An 18,412-nucleotide genomic window follows, 5' to 3' on the forward strand; every position below is an offset into this window, starting at 1 on the left:
TGTTATACCACATGTTCTATAACTTCCTGTGTTTCGGTATCAAAAACGAGTATTCCCTCTTGTGTCTCATTAAGTTGAGCGAGTAATTCTCCTTTAGTATCCCAAACGGCTGAATTCCCAACGCATTCAAAATCATCACAAGGGCCGACTGAGTTAGACATTAAAACAGTCATATTGTATTTTTTTGCAACTTCGGGATAATGTACAGCAGCTTTGTTTACACCATTTTGAGATTTAGCAACGCTTGCAATATAGATGTCTGCACCAAGTCTATTAACTTCTTCGGAATGGCTGGATTGTAATGACTCATAACAAATAGCAGGAGCAATTCGGATTCCGTCGATGGTTAAAATAAGTTGATTATTGCCACAGACAAAATAAGGAAGTTCATCTGAATGTAATTGTTGTTTGGAATATATCTGTCTGGATTTATTGGGCTGAAAAATAATCATACTGATTAAAATTCCCTCGTTTGATTTTGTTGGAACGCCAATACCAATAGTTATATTATTTGCATTACTTATTTCCTGAAAAGCATCAAATCTTTCATCGTCTAGATTTGTTCCTAAATTTTGAACCAACTCAGGTTCATAGCTTGTTATAGACAGTTCTGGAAAGAATATTGCATTAGCTTTATGAGAAATAGCAAAATCTATTAGCGTTTTGTGGTTTTTAATATTTAGCGAAATATCACCTTTAACTGGTTTTGTTTGTGCTACGCAAATTTTCATACAGTTTCTGTTTTTTTTAAATCACTATAATTTCTCCAAATTAAACTCGGTCGCTAAAATATCTTTTAGTTTTTCTGGTTCGAAAGTATAACTTTTAGTTTCTCCGTTCACTATAGATTTGAAAGTGTTTCTAAATAGTATTTTCTTGCCCAAAGGATTTTGTAAAACAACAACAAGATTTTGTGTAAAAAAAGAATCCGGATGTGTTGAGTTATAATGATTGGCGGGTTTAAAATCAATCCAGTCTTGATGAGATAAATCAAAGGAATAGAGATTTTTCCATTCATCACGCAATAAAGTTTGCAATAGGTAATCGCCGTTTTCTGCTTTTGCTAAAGCAAATGTTTCTGTACCTTGTTGTGCAGCTGTAGTATCATTTAGTTTTAGAGGTTCTCTTATTCCGTTACCACCAAAGCCTAAATCGACCAGATATTCTTCTCCTTCTAGCGTAACAATAATTGCCATATGCGTTTTAGGATTCTCGCCAGGATTTACCAATGGTCGAGCAGCAACAAAACGATACGAAATATCCATTTTTTGGAGCACCAGAGCAAACAAACCATTAAGTTCATAACAATACCCACCACGTTTACGATTAATGAGTTTATCGACAATATCGTTTCCTGCCAGAGAAATCGTTTTTCCCGCCTGAACATCTAAGTCCTCAAAAGGAATACTGAATAACTGACATTGCATTAATTTACTTATGCTTTTAATATTTGATTTAACATCGCCAACAAAATGAATTCTATCCAAGTAATCTTGTAAAATAAAATTGTCTGAATCTATCGGGTTTGATTTTGCGTGTTTTGTCATCTCGTTATAAGTTTTAATTAATCGTATTTTTTAATTAATTCGTCCAGAGAAAATTCTTTTAGAAGCTTGTCCAAATATTTACCTCTACTACTTGATTCTCGTTGATATGGAGCAAAGGAACTTGCCGTGTTATTAAATTCGACATTTAGTTCTTCTAGTTTTATCTTTTCTTCAGGAGTTAATAATGGAGATTTATTTTCGATAAAATCGAGAATTCTTTTTACAGCAATCTCTTTTTCGATTATGGCATTTTCGTTATTGTCTATAGTACAAATTCCATAAACACCTTTGCAGTAATAATCCCATTCTTCTTCCAGAGCTTCTTCGGCCTTATTGCTGTCTATTTTTTGATTTACATCAAAAACATTCCCATAAGCAAACGTTTTATGATTGTGGTTTTTTAAATGTGATAATAGGTTTTCCTTGAACTCTGTTTTGAATTCGTCAGCATTTGCTTTTTCAGCATTCTGTTCTATAAGTTTCAAAATATTCTTAGGAAAGTATTTTCTAATGATAGTAGTTTTATAGCTATCATTTAAAGAAGAACTTATCGTTATTTCTGAATTTATCGTGTACGAAGGTTCAGGTATAAGTTTAACATCAATAAGCTGATGTAATTTATCTAGGGAAAGACGCATTGTTCTTGATATCTCTTCGAGTTCAATATAATTTTCTGAAATGTATTTTAAATTTAAATCTTTCATTTCATTTGGTTTTATAGCGTTTAAAATTATTCCATGAATTCTGCGGGATATTTCACTTTTCCGCTTACGCCATCTAATCCGTTTTCGGTTAACGAAATTACCATACAGTTTTCTGCTGGAACATCAAATGGCATTTCGATATTGTATTTGTTTGTTAGTTCATATCCAAATCTTGGGTAATAGTTTTCGTGTCCCAAAAGAATTATCGATTTGTAGCCTAGTTTTTTTGCTATTGCGTGACTTTCCAGAATCAATTTTACGCCAATTCCTTTTCTTTGAAATTCTGGTTTTACCGATACTGGAGCCAAAGCAAGAGAATCAAATGTTTGATCTTCATTCTCGATTTGTAATTTGGTTAGCAAAATATGACCTACTATTTCATTATCAACTTCGGCAACAAGCGATAATTCAGGAATAAATGCATCCGAGTTTCTTAGTTTTTCGACTAGAAACTGTTCTTTATGGTCGCTGTATTCTTCATTTTTAAATGTTTTCTCAATGATTTCGAAAACCTTTGGGTAGTCATTTTTATTTTCTTGTCGTATTATAATTTCCATAATTGTTTTATTATTCTATCCAGCATGTTCCTGTAGAATAGGTTTTAGCTTTTCCGCTTATTAAAACTCTATCTCCATTATCGACACAATACAATGTGCCTTCTCTTTCTGATAATTGTTTGGCGTGCATTTCTTTTTTGCCAAGTTGTTCACTCCAATATGGTATTAGCGAACAATGGGCTGAACCTGTAACAGGATCTTCCAAAATAGAAGATTGTGAGGTGAAAAATCGCGAAACAAAATCGCAATGAGTTCCTTTTGCAGTTACTATAACTCCGCCTGGATCAAGGTTTAATTTATCAAAAGTTTGTCTGTCGATTACGATGTCTTTAATTTCTTGTTCGGTTTCATAAACTAAGACATAATCTCTGGATTTTAAAACCGCTTTAGGCTGAATGTTTAACGAATCTCTTATAATCTCTGGAAGTTCAGCTGGAACAGGTTTTCTAGACGGAAAATTCAAAGTATATACATCTTTATCAACAGTTACAATTAGTTCACCGCTTAAAGTATCAAATACGATGGTGTTTTCGGGATAATTAAGAATCGATTTTAAAGTGTGTGCAGTTGCCAAAGTTGCATGACCGCATAAATCCATTTCAATTTCGGGAGTAAACCAGCGCAAGTGAACTCTTTTATCATTAACAACATAAAAAGCAGTTTCAGGAACGGCATTTTCTTGTGCAATTTTTAAAAGGATTTCATCAGGCAACCAACTTTCTAATGGAACAACACAAGCAGGATTTCCTCCGAAGATTTTATCTGTGAATGCGTCTATTTGATATAAGTTTAATTTCATTACAAACGGGATTAAAAATTAAAGGCATTGAGTATTTACTCTCCAGTAAATATTATTTTGTTGCCAAATGGGTCAATAACTTCTACACAGTAGATTTTTTCGTTCCAGAAAGCTTTTTCAATTCCGGGTTTGTTGTATTTATAGTTTTTCTGAATCAGTTTTTGATGATAGTCTTTTAAACCAACGAAACCCTCTACGATTATTTTTGATCCAGGCGAACAATCTCCGTGATGTTCGCTCAAATGAATTTCTATACCTTCGAGTGAAACTCGAATATACAATGGCGAATTTTCCTCAAAAGTATGTTCGTCAAGAATTTCAAAACCAAGCCAATTAACATAAAATTCGACTGCTTTTTTATAATCAAAAATTCTAAAAATAGGTCTTATAATTGCCATGATTGATTTTGTTTTAGGTCTATAACAAATTACTTTCTGCCTTCATTAACAAGAAGTTTTAACGAATTGATATAATCAGTATCAAATTCTATCACTCTTATTTTATTTGGATTAAAACTTAGTTCACCACCAAATTTACCCCTTGTTTCAAGAAAATCGATAACCAGTTCTTCATCATCCAGTTTTATTAACTTACCAAGATAAACGGCTTTCTCTGATTTTTTTGCAATCTGGAAAATCTCATATTTGTTTGTTATAAAGGTAAGAATAGAAGATAAATCTCTTAGCGGAATTATTTCGTCTGAGTTGGTTTTTAAGCCTTTCAGTCTAATTACACTTTCTGTAAATACATTATCGCTATCTCGAGTAATAGATTGTATGTTTTTGTTCTTTAAAATTACATAACCATCAATTATAAAGTCAACAGGATTGTTTTTTAATAAAATCCAATCGTCGGTATAATCGATAAGAAAACCAGTAAATATTTCTTTTCTGTCTTCAAATTCGATTGAAATTAATTGTCTTAGGTGATTGTCCATTTTATTGATTGTTACTTAATTGTTTTAAATGTTTTTGTTCTTGAATTTCCCCGTTTCCAAACGACCAGTTTTCACTTCCATTATTCTCCAGTAAAATTATAATAATATCACTTTTTAGAATTTCGGTTGTATTCGAAATTCTAGTTGCAATCTGGGCATATAATTTTGTTTTTTGCTCTTTTGTTCTTCCTTGTCCAGCGGTTATTTGAACATAAATAATGTTTTCAGAATGGGTAATTCCAAGATAACTTTTTGGGAATTTAATTTGGGATGTTTCCAGTTCTTCAATTACATGAAAATAATCATCTTGCGGAATATTGAAGTCCTGAATTAAAGATTCGTGTATCGAAATTGAAATGTTCTCTTTGGTTTCTTGCGATAATTTTTTGGGTAAACTTATTCTAACAAACGGCATAATTATCCTTTTACTTGTTCAATTAATTCTAATCTTTTTACGATTGTGTTTTTCTTTAGTATCGTTCCGGGCGATAATACGGCATTTGCCCCAATTTTGGAATTATCTCCAACTAATGAACCAAATTTTTCACTTCCAGTTTCGATAATTTCATCATTGTGTAAAACCGAAATCTTCTTTATCGCTCTTTCGTTATAATGATTGGCAGCGATAGAACCAGCTTCAAAATTGATATTGCTACCAATGATACTATTTCCTATATAATTAAAATGTGCAACAGCTGTTAATGAGCATATAATGCTATTTTTAATCTCGCAACCGGGACCTATTTTTACTGAATTTCCAAGATAAACGCCTTCTCTAAAATAGGCATGGGCACCTACATAACAATTTTCACCAATAATTGCTGGCGATTTTATAGTAACACCATTTTCTATTGTTGCAGTTTTATGAATAGCAACGTTGTCTTTTATGGTGTAATTGTCGTCGAGAGTTAGAATTGTTTTTTCTATAATTTCCTTAAGATTATCGGTAATGTTCCAAGGTTGTAAGTTGGTTAGGTTAGAGAAAAGTAAAGAAAAATCGTTTATATAATCATCAATATGTATCATTTCAATCTAATTTATTTTGATTTCTCCACTTTTATAAAGGCCAATTGCTTTCTCAATTATTGTTTTTATGATATCAATAGGTAAATCTTCATTTGGGTCAAATAACATTGTTTTCATCCGTGAGCGTTTTTCGGATATTAACTCGGGATTATCAAAGTGTTTTCCCTCGACGATGCCTAGATAGGGTTTGTTATTTGTTTTATGAACCCACAAATAGCAAAACATCTTTCCTTTATAACAGAAAAAAGGCATGCCATATTTTAATGTATGAGTGATTTCAGAATCTTGTGAAAGAATAATTTGTCGTAAAGCAAGTAAACAACCTTTATTAGGTTCTTCTTGTTTTAGGTAGAAATTATCAAGTTCTAAACTCATTTTGTGTGTTTGTTTTATCTGTGAAAAAAATAACCGCAAAGGACACAAGGGTTTACGCAAAGGTCGCAAAGCTTTTTAAAATCCTTTTAATACATTTAATCTGTGGCAGAAAAATCAATATTCAGCTTCATCATTATATCCGTTTGAGGGTCATTTCCTAATTTAAAAATGTGTTTGTCAAATTCGACAAAGCCATTTTTTTTATAAAAAGCTAATGCTCTATGGTTTTCTTCCCAAACGCCAAGCCATACATAACCTACGTTTTTTTCTTTGGCAATTTGTAACGCTTTGTCATATAAAAGTTGCCCGACCTTTTTACCTAAGAATTCTTTTGAAACATAAATGCGTTCTATTTCTAAGGCATTATTATCTCCTAATTCTGTTTGTGCTTTTCCAGAATTCACCTTTAAATATCCAATAACTTCATTATTCAATACTGCAAAGAAGAATTTAGAATCTGGATTTTCAATTTCTTTTTTAAGTTTATCAAAGGCAAAACTACTGGACAAATAATTGTTCATATTTTCCTCAGTATTAGGCAATGAAAAAGTTTCTAAAAAAGTTTGCCTCCCGATGTTTTGCAGTTTTTCAATATCTGCGATTGTTACTTTTTCGAGTATAATAGATTCCATGGATTGGTAATAAATAAGTTTCTACTAAATTATGGTTTATTCCTCTTTTTTCCAAAGCAGGAATTCTGCATTATCAGTACAAGACATTGATTCTATAAAATTTTCAAAATTGAAATTTTCGTATTCTGATACGATATTGTAAACTGTTTCGAATCCTTTTGAACCTTGAGGAATTAAACACCCAGAATCTTTACCAATTAATACCAACCAAATATCTGGTGCAAAAGGACCTTCATCTGTATTTATCAATTTTATTGCCTCAATATCTTTCCATAAAATGGTTTCAGTTTCCCTTCTCGGATGTTCTACTTTTATGAATTCTTCTGTTGTTGTTATCAGATATTCATCCTCTGGATTTTTAGGCTCAGATTTTCCAAATAGTCTGTCAAGTATTCCCATAGTTTGAGGTTTAATTTAAAATATACTATAAGTTTATAAGCTATTCAAAACGCCAATTTTCTAATACTAATGTTATGATTGTATCTTGCCAAGTTTCATAATTAACTAAATTAGGTAGAATCGGAATTATACTTGTAGGTATCCATTTGTCATGTCCTACAATATACATAAGTGCATTATAGTTAAGTTTCTTATCAAATGGATTTGTAACTTTTAATAACATTTGCTTATTTGTTCTATCAGTTACGTTTTGTGAAAACTCGATTTCGATTGTCCTTTTTGGATTTACATTTTTATTAACCACTTCCATTGAATAAATAGAATCGTTTTTTATCACTGTTTCTATATATAATTTTTCAGAAGGATATATCTGAAGAATCTTCTCTTTTACAAAATAGGGAGAATTGGGAACTTGCATAGAATAATTATTCTCAGCATCAGCGATTAGTTCTAATTTAATTGATTCTCTATTAGTTTTTACATCCTGTGAATAACATAAAATGAATAATAAAAAAGCAAAAATGGTGAATGTTTTTTTCATTTTATTATCAATGATTTTAGATAAATTCCGTTAGATTTTACTCTGATTTTTATTCCGTCAATTGCTTTTTCATTTCAATATTAAAACGGAACTGTTCTTCAACTGGAATTTCCTTACGGCTATTCTTGTTTATGTCTTTGCCTTCTTTACTCCAAAGAAATGGAACGAAATTGAAAACCTTATTTCCGTCTAATTTAGAAACTTCAGTTTTCCAGTTTTCCCACCTTTGATTTCTATAAAATTCATCCAAATCATTATTAAAGCAAAAGGATAAAAACTCACTATATGTTATTTCTAGTGGTTCGTATTCTAGAGTGTCTGGAGCGAAATAATATATATTCCCCAAATCACTTCCTAAATCACCTCCATTTAAAATGAAAAAGCCACCAATAGCATCATCAGCAATTAATAATAATCTTGGATTTTCTCCAAACTCTTCTGTGAATTTCCCAATATTCCAATCGGGTAATGAACGATTTAGTTTATCACTTCCTGAGCCAAGGATTCTAATCCAGCCATTATCAACTAATATTCCACCAGTGCTGAAAATAATAGCACCCATTGGCGAACGTGTAGTAACTTGTGTTTTATATAATGCATCTTTTGCTTTTGCATTATCAACGGTTAGGATCTCGATCTTGTTTTTGGCATCATTAATCCATTCTGTTACAATTGGCCAACCAGGATCTTCTTTATTTATTAATTCTTCGACGTTTCTCATTTTACTATTCTCATTTCCCCAACGCTAATACCAATGATTATTAGATAAATTTGGCTCGGCATAATCTATAATACCATCATTTTGTAACTCATTTAGTTTTTCTCGGATTGGTTCGTATTTTACGGTCGATAAAACTTCCATTACAAAATATCCCTCATTAAACTTTTCAGATTCACAACCTAAATGGTTAAATAGCATACGGATGTCATCTGTAGAAATAGTTTTATCTAATACTACAACCTGAATAGTCGAATTTCCTGAATGCTCTATTGTTTGTCTGTAGGTTAATTTTTGTTCATTCTCATCAAACTCTGCGAGTACTACATCTTCGCAAGAAACGGGAGCGTAAAACGGAATGTTATCTAGTTTGTATAATCCTTTTTCGGCATTGATTACTGTTGCCCATATAGTTTCTACAGCTGATTCGTTAAGGATTTCACTGAAAAATCTAAAAAGTATTTTGACATATTTGTCTTGTTCTTCTGCCATTTTATTTAAATGCTATTGTTTTATTATAATTTATCTCCCCATTCGCTTGGGTCAAAAGGTTCAAATTCTCTTTCGGTAAATGCTTCGGTCAAAATTCCTGACGAGCACAACCAAGTTATCGTTTCTTCGAGCGTTTTTCCTGCTTTGTATATCATTTCGCTATTTCTTGGCAAAATGTAATATTCACTTTTATACAGAATAATTTCATCCCCATCAAACGTATCTCCAATTCTTACGGTCCCGAAGTCTCGGGATAAAACTTCCTCTTTCGTCAGGACATCTTTTCCTTCATCCCAAAACCAATATTCGGTAATTCGACTTTTCCACTCAGCCATAGTCATGACAATTGTTTCGGGAAGATATATCCTTACATACGTTCCGCCAAGAATTCCGCTTCCGTACGTTAGAACATATTCTTTATAATCATCATCAAAAGAGATGTTAAGTGTTTGTTCGCAAGCTTCAATATCCTCTTCTTCGGCAAGAAACAAGTCGGTTTTGTTTGTGTTATAGTTTGGGATTATTTTATAATTCTCGAAGTTCATGTGTTTTTTATTTATTATAGCTAAGATATGGCTTTTTTATTGTTGAGAATAATGTTTTCTAATAGAAAAAGCCGTAGTCACAAATCGTGATTACGGCTTTTGTTAAGATATAATTTTAGGTTTTAAACCAGTTTTGCAGCTACAAGATATTCAGCAATCTGGATTGTATTAGTCGCAGCACCTTTTCTTAGGTTATCGGCAACAATCCACATATTTAGAGTATTTGGTTGGCTTTCGTCACGACGAATACGACCTACAAAAACATCATTTTTACCTTCTGCATAAAGAGGCATTGGGTATGTAAATGTGTCTAGGTTATCCTGAACAACAACACCATCAGTATGATGTAAAATTTCGCGTACTTCATTTACATCAAAATCATTTGTAAACTCAACGTTTACCGCTTCGCTATGACCACCAACAACAGGAACACGAACCGCAGTTGCTGTTACAGCGATAGTGTTATCACCTAGAATTTTTTGTGTTTCACGAACCAATTTCATTTCTTCTTTGGTGTAACCGTTTTCCTCAAAGCTATCGCAATGTGGAATCGCATTTCTGTGAATAGGGTATTTGTAAACCATTTCGCCTTTTACACCAGCGTATTCATTCTCTAATTGTTTCACAGCTTTTACTCCAGTTCCAGTGATAGATTGGTAAGTAGAAACAACGATTCTTTTAATGTCGTATTTTTTGTGCAAAGGAGCCAATGTTAAGACCATTTGTATAGTCGAACAGTTTGGGTTTGCTATAATTTTATCTTCTTTAGTTAAAGTAGAAGCATTGATTTCTGGAACTATCAATTTTTTTGTAGGGTCCATTCTCCAAGCCGATGAGTTATCGATAACTGTAGTTCCTGCTGCTGCAAATTTTGGTGCCCATTCTAGTGAAGTTTCTCCACCAGCAGAGAAAATAGCAATATCTGCTTTAAGATCTACAGCAGTTTGTAATCCAACTACCGTATAATTAGTTCCTTTATATTCGATTTGCTTTCCAACTGATTTCTCAGATGCAACCAAAATTAATTCTGTAACAGGGAAATTTCTTTCTGCCAACACTTTTAGCATTACTTCGCCAACCATACCGGTAGCGCCTACAATCGCTATTCTCATTTTTATATTTTTTATTGTGAATGTTTGTTATTTGAAGTGCAAAAATAGGTATAATGAAGTTGAAAACAAGCGGGTTCACAAAAAATAACAAAATGTTACATTTGCAACAAAAAAGAAAAACCGTTCAGATTTTGAACGGTTTAGTTAGACAATAGTGTAGCGGATTATTTTTTTAATAAATCTCTAATTTGTGTAAGTAATTCTTCTTGAGTTGGTCCAGCTGGTGCAGCAGGAGCAACATCTTTTTTCTTTGCTTTTTCAGCAGCTCTTAAAACTATAAAAACAAAAAATGATATAATTACAAAATTAATTATTGCTTGAACCAGATTTCCGTAAGTAATTACAGCAGCACCAGCGGTTTTAGCAGCAGCTAAAGTTGTATAAGAATTTCCATCCAGAGTAATAAATTTTTGAGTAAAATCTATTCCACCAGTAAGTAGACCAACAATTGGCATAATAATATCATCTACAGCAGAACCAACAATTTTTCCAAATGCACCACCAATAACTACAGCAGTAGCTAAACTAAGTACATCACCTTTCAATAAAGAAGCTTTAAAATCTGCAAAAAATCCCATACTCGTTCTTTTTTATTTGTTATTAATTTAAGTATTCAAAGATAATAATAATTCTATAAAATAAATAGTACTAATTTACTGACGGAAAAACACACGTTTAACCCGTTGCGAAATACTGGTTAGGATTTCATACGGAATCGTACGTAATTCTTGTGCCATTTCTATAACAGTTGGGCTTTCGCCAAAGATAATTACATCATCACCTTCCTTACAGTCAATAGCACTTACATCGACCATAAGCATATCCATACAAATGTTTCCTACTATTCGAGCCTTTTGATTTTTGATAGTTACAAAACCTACTCCGTTACCCCAAAGTCTGGCAATACCATCAGCATAGCCAATTGGTATTGTAGCGATTCGGGTTTCTTTTTCGGCCATAAAACGACGTCCGTAACCTACGCTGTCATCAGCAGGAATAGTTCTTACTTGCGAAATTATTGATTTTAATGTGCTTACGTTTTCCAGGTATTTTTGTTCTGCGGGATCATTAGAAACTCCATATAAACCAATCCCTAAACGCACCATATTGTATTGTGCTTGCGGAAAATTACTAATTCCGGATGTATTCAGGATATGACGAATTGGGTTAATGTCTAATTCCTTTACTAATTTAGAAGATAGTTTTTCGAATAAATCAATTTGAGAAAGAACAAAACCAAAATGTTTCTGTTCATCACTTGTTGCCAAATGCGATAAAACACTTTTTACCTCAACGTTTGTATTTCCTTTTAGAGTAGCGATTAATTCATCGAGGGTATTGTCTTCAAAACCCAATCGATGCATGCCGGTATCTAGTTTTATATGAATCGGAAAATGGTGTAGTTTCTTCTCCTTTGCAATTTTCAAAAAAGCATTCAATCCTTTTAAACTATAAATTTCAGGTTCTAATTGATGCTGAATAATAGCCGAAAAAGTGGTGGTTTCGGGATTAAGCACCATAATAGGTAATTTGATACCGCCGTTTTTAAGCGAGATTCCTTCATCGGCGAAAGCCACACCCAAATAATCTACCTTATGATGTTCAAGCAATTTGGCTATTTCTAGTCCGCCATTACCATAACTATATGCTTTTACCATCACCATCATTTTGGTGTTTGGATTTATTTTAGATTTAAAGAAATTAAGATTATGACCAATAGCGTTGAGGTTAATTTCAAGAATCGTTTCATGAGTTTTCTCTTCGAGTAATGCGACAATTTCTTCAAATTGAAACGATCGTGCTCCTTTTATAAGAATGGTTTCATTTTCAAAATCCAAAGATTCATAATGTGCAATAAATTCGGCTGTATTAGGGAATGTAATACAATTGGTAAATTTATCTTTATAAGCCGAAATGGTCGAGCCAATACCAATAACACGACTTATTTTATTAGACTCGATAAGTTGAGCCACTTTCGAATATAATTCATCATTAGTAAACCCGCTTTGAAGAATATCCGACAAAATCACGGTTTTCTTTTTGAATTTATTTTGACTTTCTAAAAAGTCTAATGCGATTTTTAGTGATTGAAAATCCGAACTATAACTATCATCGATTATGCTACAGTTGTTGATTCCGTTTTTTACTTCCAAACGCATTTCTACGGGATACAATAAATGCATGCGGTTCTGGATTGTAGCCGAATCGTATTTTAAATACAACAAAACCATTAGGCAAGAAATAGCATTTTCTATCGAAGCATCATCCTGAAACGGAATGGTAAATTCGTTTAATTCATCCTTGTATTCATATCGAATTCGTGTATTCTCGTCATGAGTTTCTTTTGTAGAAACTAAAACATCGGCATTTTTATCGGTAAAACTCCAAGAAAATAACTTCCTGGAATCGAGCAGATATTCGGCAGCAAATTGAGTTAAACAAGAATGAACAACCTCAGTTTTCTGATAAATAATTACAGGAGTTTCTTTAAACAAAAGTAGTTTCTCATCTATCTTTTGTACAAGATTTAAGAAACCTTCATCATGTGCCGAACCTATATTGGTAAGAAGCCCGATAGTAGGTTTGATGATTTTTTCTAGTTTATCCATTTCAGAAACCGTTGAAATCCCTGCTTCAAAAATCCCCAGATTATGTTTTTCATTTATTGCAATAACCGAAAGCGGAACGCCAACCTGTGAGTTGTAACTTTTTGGACTTCTTATAATGTTGTGGTCAGGACTTAGCAAGAAATTAAGCCATTCCTTTACTATCGTTTTACCATTACTTCCGGTCAATCCGATAATAGGGAAATGGAAAAGACCGCGATAATAACCTGCAACTGCCTGCAAAGCCGACAATGAATTTTCGACAACTATATAATTGGCTCTTTGTGTATAGTTTTCGGGAATTTGTGTTACTACAAAATTATGAACGCCTTTCTCTATTAAATCCGGAATGTAATCGTGAGCATTATTGTTAGGTCCGCTTAAAGCAAAAAATAAAGTTTTAGGTCCGTTTTGTAAAGAGCGACTATCGATAGAAATATGGTCGATATTGATATCTGAATTTCCTCCAATCCATTTGGCATGAAGTATTTGAATTAGACTTTTAAGATTTACAGGCATTATATTGTGAGGTATTTTATGTTGGATGTTTTTGTGTAAAATGTTTTATGCAAAATGTGAAATAGCAATTGTGATGAGTTAGAAAAACATATTGCTGTTTGAAACATTAAAGGTAAAAAAGAGTTTTTAATATTTTCTTAAAATTATAAAAGATTGTCTGGAAAAGGGAACGCGGATGACGCGGATTCGCCAAGGCGAAAACACGGATAAAACGGATTTTTTATTGTAACTATTTTAAAAAATCCGTCCCGACGCTTCGGGATTGCGTCTTTACTTTAGTAAATCCGCGTCATCCGCGTTCCCTTTTTAGTTGCTGTTAAAATTTTGAGCATTTTATACAAAGTCATATATTTTTTTATATTTGTTCAAGACAATAAATCCAAGCCGTTGAAAAAGATTCTTCCGATATTTTCTTATGTATTTCATCCATTATTTATTTCGATATATGCGAGTATGTTTTACCTTTTCTTTAAAGGAGATATATTTGTAAATGAGGAGAAAATCTTTATTCTTTTTCAGATATTAATTATCACGGTTTTTGTTCCTATGTTGTTTTTCTTGCTGCTTCGTTCTACAGGAAATGTCGATTCGATTATGATTAATGAAACCTCACAACGTAAGATTCCGTTGGTGCTTCATTGTTTTTTAATCATTTTGTTAGTAAAACGCAGCGTGGTAATTATGCGTTATCCAGAGTTGCATTTCTTTTTTTTAGGCGCATTATTTAGTACAATAATTGCGTTGATTTTATCTTTTTGCAAAATAAAAGCCAGCTTGCACATGATTGCCATAAGCGGATTAACCATTTTTGCAATTAGTTTGTACCGACACCTTCAAGTGCCAAATATGATGTATTGGGTTGCTTTCTTTATTTTAATGAATGGTTTTGTGGCTTCATCCCGTCTTGAAATGAATGCACATACCAATAAAGAACTCATTATAGGATTAGTGATAGGAATAATTCCTCAACTAATGTTTGTGTTTTTTTGGTTATAGAACATAGAAAATCAAACCAATGTTCATTGTACGCATATCGATATCTTCCGTAGGCGTTTTTGCCGATTTAAACAAAGAGTTTAAACCGTAATAAGCATATATATTCCAAGTGTTGAAACCAGATGAAATATAAACTCCGTATTGTATTTTTTCGAAATCTTTATTGTTTTTAATGACCACTTTTTGCTCAGAATCTTTGTAAACAGAGCGATCGAATAAAAGATAACTAAATTTTACACCACCGTAAATTCTCCAAAATTTATAACTCTCAAAAGTAGAAGTTCGCCATCTAAACTCAATCGGTAAATCGATTAAATACTGAGTGAATTTGTTTGTGTTAACATCAGAGTAATTTACAACATTATAAACAGGAGCGTCATTTGTACCAGTTATGGCAAGATTTTGAAAGTAATTTTTATAGCTAAATCCTAAACCTGTGGCGATAGATACGTTACGATTTTTATTAATAGGCATATCTCTTAAAAAACCGAAATTAAGTCCTGCCGAAAATTTCTTTTGCGACAATCCTTCTGGAGCATTTGCTAATGCATTATAGGTAATTGCAAAATAAAACTGATCTTCTCGATACAGAGAATCAATTTTTACTTTTGGAGTTTCTGTAGCAGGAGCTTTCTCTTCCTGAGAAAAGACATTCAGAAACGATACTAAAAATAAACAACTAAAAAATAATCGCATTTTGGATTTTGGTTTTAATGATTGTTCCAAGAGTATAGGTAGTTTTTGCATTTTGATATTCACTTTACAAATATAAGATATTGAGTGTTTCAGTTGTGGTTTGACTGTGGTTAATTTTTTTGCCACAGATTTTAGGGATTAAATGGATTTTAAAAATGTTGTCGCGAATTCGCAAATTCTTGTTTCACGCAGATCTAAAAAGATTTGAGCAGATCTGCACAGATTTTTCACTAATTAAATCGGCTTAGATTTGCCTAAATCTGTAAAATCTGCGTGAAACAATGAAAATAAGCTACGACCTGAGCCTGAAAGTGCGAACAGGCGAAGCAATTTCATCTCGAAATTTCGGAACTGCGACCTTTGCGGTTAAATAATTCTTCTCCTGCAGATTTCATTTCGCTTATATGTTTTTTATACCTTTGCAGGGCATGAAAAGAAAACAACTCATAATAAGTATTTCTTTGACGATGACGGTATTGTTCTCAATGCTGTTTCAGTCATTCCATAGTTATGAGCATATTGTACAAGAGTTTTCAAAAAAACAATGTCATCACGAGTATAACGTAACAAATACCGAAATAACGCATCAGCATCATAATTTCGATTATTGCTATGTATGTCATTTTGCGATAAGCAGTTATATTACACCTGAAAAATTCACTTTTCAGTTGCCTGTTTTTCATGATGAAATCCCTTATTTCTTTACCTTTTCGGAAACAGCAATTTCATTTTCCGGAAGTCTGTACTCACTTCGAGGTCCGCCCATAGTTTAGATTTTTAGTATCCGAATAGTTTCGGAATACAACGTTTTACCCTGTTTTGGTTTTCTTTAAAATCAAAAACAATCTTTATTTATACAATTCAAAATAGTAAAAATGGTTTACTAATTCTGATAGTTATTGGAGTTATTGAGCGTATTTATACGTTGTTTTTTGGATTGTTTTTAAAGGAAGAAATAATCTAACTATAGCATCATTTTCAATGAAAAAAATAATAATTGCCCTAATTTTAGGGTTTTCGGGCTTGATTAATGCCCAAAATACAGTTTCTGGAACCGTAACCGATTTACAAAATCAACCAGTTCCGGGAGTTTCGGTTTATGCTCCCGAATTGCATAAAGGAACTACAACTGACGAAAACGGAAAATATACGTTGAATAATCTTCCGAATGGAGGATTACGTATCGCATTTACGTTTGTAGGTTTTACAACTCAAAATAAAAATATCGAAAAATTACTAAAAGAAAATACACTCGATATCTTGCTTTCGCAAGCAGCTTTTGAAATGGATGAGGTAATTGTATCAACCGCTTTTAGCAAATTGCAATCGCAAAATGTAATGAAAGTGGAACATGAAACGATTAAAACATTACAACAAAAAGGGACTTCGACATTAATAGAAGGATTGGCGACAATACCGGGAGTTTCTCAAATTTCTACAGGAACATCTATCGGTAAACCCGTAATTCGTGGATTAAGCGGAAATCGTGTTTTGGTATATTCGCAAGGAGTACGATTAGAAAACCAACAATTTGGAGATGAGCATGGTTTAGGATTAAATGATGCAGGAGTAGAGAGTGTTGAGGTTATAAAAGGACCAGCATCTTTATTATATGGTTCAGATGCTTTAGGAGGAGTTTTATATTTTAACCCAGAAAAATTTGCCGATGCAGGAGATTTTAAGGCTAATTTCAGTCAGAAGTATTTCACCAATACACAAGGAAGTAATTCTTCTATCGGATTAAAAACATCTACAGAAAATTGGAAATTCTTGGCTCGCGGAAGTTTCAATTCACATTCTGATTACCAAGCAGGAGATAGTGACCGTGTAACAAATACCCGTTATAACGAAACTGACTTTAAAACCGGAATAGGATATAGTAATTCTAGTTTCTCGAGTGTTTTGCGTTACAACTATAACAAGCTGGATTTAGGTATGCCAGAAGAAGGATTTGGAGAACAAACAACAAGCAAAAATACAGAGTTTCCCAGACAAGGAGTATTTAATCATTTGTTGAGTTTAAACAATGTTTTCTTTTTTCAGAATTCAAAACTAGATGTTGATTTAGGTTATATCACAAATGACCGAAGCGAGTTTGAGGATAGTAATGAAGCTTCATTACACATGAAACTGAAAACATTTAATTACAATGCCAAATACCATTTGCCTAAAATGGGTAAAATCGAAACTATTGTAGGTGTTCAGGGAATGCACCAAACCAATGCAAATTCGGGAGAAGAATATTTAATTCCAGATGCAACAACAAATGATTTCGGAGTTTTTGGAACGGCAAATTATGAGTGGAAAAGTAATGTATTGCAAGCAGGTTTGCGTTTTGATAACCGTAATGTAACTTCAATCGCGCATGGAGTTGAGGGAGAAGAAGGATATTTCCAGGCATTAGACAGATCGTTTGATAGTTTTAATGCATCGTTGGGTTACAAAACTAATCTTGCCGATAACTTGACAATGCGTTTAAATGTTGCTTCGGGATTTAGAGCACCAAACTTGGCAGAACTAACATCAAACGGAGTACATGAAGGAACAAACCGCTACGAAATAGGAAATAGTGCTTTAAAGACAGAACAAAACGTTCAAACGGATTTAAACTTAGAATATAAAAACAGTCATTTTGAGTTCTTTGTAAACGGGTTTTATAATCACGTAAACAACTACATTTATACTTCGCCTACAGGAGATGTTTTAGACGAGAATGATGTGTTTGCTTATGTTCAGGATAATGCCAAATTATATGGTGGAGAAATCGGATTACACTTTCATCCACATCCATTAGATTGGTTGCATTTTGAAACTAGTTTTGAAACCGTAACAGGTAAAAAAGAAAATGGAGATTACTTGCCATTAATTCCTGCTAACAACTGGAACAATACGATAAGAACAGAGTTTAAAATTAATAACTGGTTCCAAGACGGATTTGCTACTTTAAATGTAAGTTCCACTTTTAATCAGGACAATGTAAGTGGTTTCGAAACAGCTTCAAAAGGATATTCGCTACTTAACTTAGGATTTGGAGGTACAGTAAAGTTGGGTAAAACGGCTTTTGATGTAAATATAAACGGAAACAACTTATTCGATAAAAAGTACATCGCGCATTTATCCCGATTAAAAACAGATGGAATTCCTAACATAGGACGCAACGTAGTTTTAGGAGTAAACTTTAATTTGTAGAAGAATCAGTATTAAAAAAAGC

Annotated in this window: 23 protein-coding genes; 3 read left to right on the top strand and 20 right to left on the bottom strand. The window is 32.8% G+C overall.

Features of this window, described 5'->3' with window-relative positions; genetic code table 11:
- Positions 1-2: 2 nt before the first annotated feature.
- The 19 genes from ACJ6WR_RS11695 to ACJ6WR_RS11785 form a co-directional block, all read right to left on the bottom strand.
- Entirely contained in the window at positions 3-731 is a 729-nt protein-coding gene (locus ACJ6WR_RS11695) for a carbon-nitrogen hydrolase family protein (protein WP_409417890.1), read from the bottom strand.
- A 24-nt stretch (positions 732-755) separates the two neighbouring features.
- A complete protein-coding gene (locus ACJ6WR_RS11700) occupies positions 756-1,547 on the bottom strand; it encodes an arylamine N-acetyltransferase family protein (protein WP_409417891.1) in 792 nt (263 codons plus the stop codon).
- 17 nt (positions 1,548-1,564) lie between these two features.
- The gene (locus ACJ6WR_RS11705; RefSeq protein WP_409417892.1) at positions 1,565-2,251 is read right to left on the bottom strand and encodes a DUF6058 family natural product biosynthesis protein; all 687 of its coding nucleotides are present in this window, start codon (positions 2,249-2,251) and stop codon (positions 1,565-1,567) included.
- A 26-nt stretch (positions 2,252-2,277) separates the two neighbouring features.
- Positions 2,278-2,808: a GNAT family N-acetyltransferase gene (locus ACJ6WR_RS11710; protein WP_409417893.1), complete on the bottom strand. Its 531-nt coding sequence runs from the start codon at positions 2,806-2,808 to the stop codon at positions 2,278-2,280.
- 10 nt (positions 2,809-2,818) lie between these two features.
- Positions 2,819-3,607 carry a PhzF family phenazine biosynthesis protein gene (locus tag ACJ6WR_RS11715; protein WP_409417894.1) on the bottom strand — a complete coding sequence of 263 codons (789 nt, stop codon included), beginning with the start codon at positions 3,605-3,607 and terminating at the stop codon, positions 2,819-2,821.
- A 35-nt stretch (positions 3,608-3,642) separates the two neighbouring features.
- Complete coding sequence (locus ACJ6WR_RS11720; RefSeq protein ID WP_409417895.1) at positions 3,643-4,005, bottom strand: glyoxalase superfamily protein; 363 nt, start codon at positions 4,003-4,005, stop codon at positions 3,643-3,645.
- 29 nt (positions 4,006-4,034) lie between these two features.
- On the bottom strand, positions 4,035-4,544 hold the full coding sequence (locus tag ACJ6WR_RS11725) for a hypothetical protein (protein WP_039113737.1): 510 nt from the start codon (positions 4,542-4,544) through the stop codon (positions 4,035-4,037).
- A 1-nt stretch (position 4,545) separates the two neighbouring features.
- A complete protein-coding gene (locus tag ACJ6WR_RS11730; protein ID WP_409417896.1) occupies positions 4,546-4,959 on the bottom strand; it encodes a tautomerase family protein in 414 nt (137 codons plus the stop codon).
- Between the two features lie 2 nt (positions 4,960-4,961).
- Positions 4,962-5,570, bottom strand: coding sequence for a DapH/DapD/GlmU-related protein (locus tag ACJ6WR_RS11735; RefSeq protein ID WP_409417897.1), 609 nt, complete (start codon positions 5,568-5,570; stop codon positions 4,962-4,964).
- A gap of 6 nt (positions 5,571-5,576) precedes the next feature.
- Positions 5,577-5,945 carry a DUF1801 domain-containing protein gene (locus ACJ6WR_RS11740; RefSeq protein ID WP_409417898.1) on the bottom strand — a complete coding sequence of 123 codons (369 nt, stop codon included), beginning with the start codon at positions 5,943-5,945 and terminating at the stop codon, positions 5,577-5,579.
- Positions 5,946-6,040: 95 nt separating this feature from the next.
- Positions 6,041-6,577, bottom strand: coding sequence for an N-acetyltransferase family protein (locus ACJ6WR_RS11745; protein ID WP_409417899.1), 537 nt, complete (start codon positions 6,575-6,577; stop codon positions 6,041-6,043).
- A 36-nt stretch (positions 6,578-6,613) separates the two neighbouring features.
- Positions 6,614-6,976: a hypothetical protein gene (locus tag ACJ6WR_RS11750; RefSeq protein WP_409417900.1), complete on the bottom strand. Its 363-nt coding sequence runs from the start codon at positions 6,974-6,976 to the stop codon at positions 6,614-6,616.
- 40 nt (positions 6,977-7,016) lie between these two features.
- Positions 7,017-7,517: a hypothetical protein gene (locus ACJ6WR_RS11755; protein ID WP_409417901.1), complete on the bottom strand. Its 501-nt coding sequence runs from the start codon at positions 7,515-7,517 to the stop codon at positions 7,017-7,019.
- A 49-nt stretch (positions 7,518-7,566) separates the two neighbouring features.
- Positions 7,567-8,238 (bottom strand): DUF2625 domain-containing protein, encoded by a 672-nt coding sequence (locus tag ACJ6WR_RS11760; protein ID WP_409417902.1) that lies wholly within the window; start codon positions 8,236-8,238, stop codon positions 7,567-7,569.
- 24 nt (positions 8,239-8,262) lie between these two features.
- Entirely contained in the window at positions 8,263-8,727 is a 465-nt protein-coding gene (locus ACJ6WR_RS11765; protein WP_409417903.1) for a DUF4265 domain-containing protein, read from the bottom strand.
- Between the two features lie 23 nt (positions 8,728-8,750).
- Complete coding sequence (locus tag ACJ6WR_RS11770; RefSeq protein WP_409417904.1) at positions 8,751-9,272, bottom strand: SMI1/KNR4 family protein; 522 nt, start codon at positions 9,270-9,272, stop codon at positions 8,751-8,753.
- Positions 9,273-9,394: 122 nt separating this feature from the next.
- A complete protein-coding gene (locus tag ACJ6WR_RS11775) occupies positions 9,395-10,384 on the bottom strand; it encodes an aspartate-semialdehyde dehydrogenase (protein WP_039113746.1) in 990 nt (329 codons plus the stop codon).
- A gap of 164 nt (positions 10,385-10,548) precedes the next feature.
- Positions 10,549-10,962: a large conductance mechanosensitive channel protein MscL gene (mscL, locus tag ACJ6WR_RS11780; protein WP_039113747.1), complete on the bottom strand. Its 414-nt coding sequence runs from the start codon at positions 10,960-10,962 to the stop codon at positions 10,549-10,551.
- Positions 10,963-11,037: 75 nt separating this feature from the next.
- Complete coding sequence (locus ACJ6WR_RS11785; RefSeq protein ID WP_323490220.1) at positions 11,038-13,509, bottom strand: bifunctional UDP-N-acetylmuramoyl-tripeptide:D-alanyl-D-alanine ligase/alanine racemase; 2,472 nt, start codon at positions 13,507-13,509, stop codon at positions 11,038-11,040.
- A 387-nt stretch (positions 13,510-13,896) separates the two neighbouring features.
- On the opposite strand from ACJ6WR_RS11785, the gene ACJ6WR_RS11790 reads away from it, so the two are divergent.
- A complete protein-coding gene (locus tag ACJ6WR_RS11790; protein WP_409417905.1) occupies positions 13,897-14,505 on the top strand; it encodes a hypothetical protein in 609 nt (202 codons plus the stop codon).
- Here ACJ6WR_RS11790 and ACJ6WR_RS11795 read toward each other — a convergent pair.
- A complete protein-coding gene (locus ACJ6WR_RS11795) occupies positions 14,500-15,252 on the bottom strand; it encodes a porin family protein (RefSeq protein WP_409417906.1) in 753 nt (250 codons plus the stop codon). The genes ACJ6WR_RS11790 and ACJ6WR_RS11795 overlap by 6 nt on opposite strands.
- Before the next feature lie 377 nt (positions 15,253-15,629).
- Here ACJ6WR_RS11795 and ACJ6WR_RS11800 point away from each other — a divergent pair, with 377 nt between their 5' ends.
- Together ACJ6WR_RS11800 and ACJ6WR_RS11805 are read left to right on the top strand one after the other, a co-directional pair.
- The gene (locus tag ACJ6WR_RS11800) at positions 15,630-15,974 is read left to right on the top strand and encodes a hypothetical protein (protein WP_409417907.1); all 345 of its coding nucleotides are present in this window, start codon (positions 15,630-15,632) and stop codon (positions 15,972-15,974) included.
- Between the two features lie 208 nt (positions 15,975-16,182).
- Positions 16,183-18,390 carry a TonB-dependent receptor gene (locus ACJ6WR_RS11805; RefSeq protein ID WP_409417908.1) on the top strand — a complete coding sequence of 736 codons (2,208 nt, stop codon included), beginning with the start codon at positions 16,183-16,185 and terminating at the stop codon, positions 18,388-18,390.
- The last annotated feature ends 22 nt before the right edge of the window (positions 18,391-18,412 follow it).

Origin of the sequence: Flavobacterium sp. PS2, from assembly GCF_046250155.1 — a bacterium.
Lineage (GTDB): Bacteria > Bacteroidota > Bacteroidia > Flavobacteriales > Flavobacteriaceae > Flavobacterium.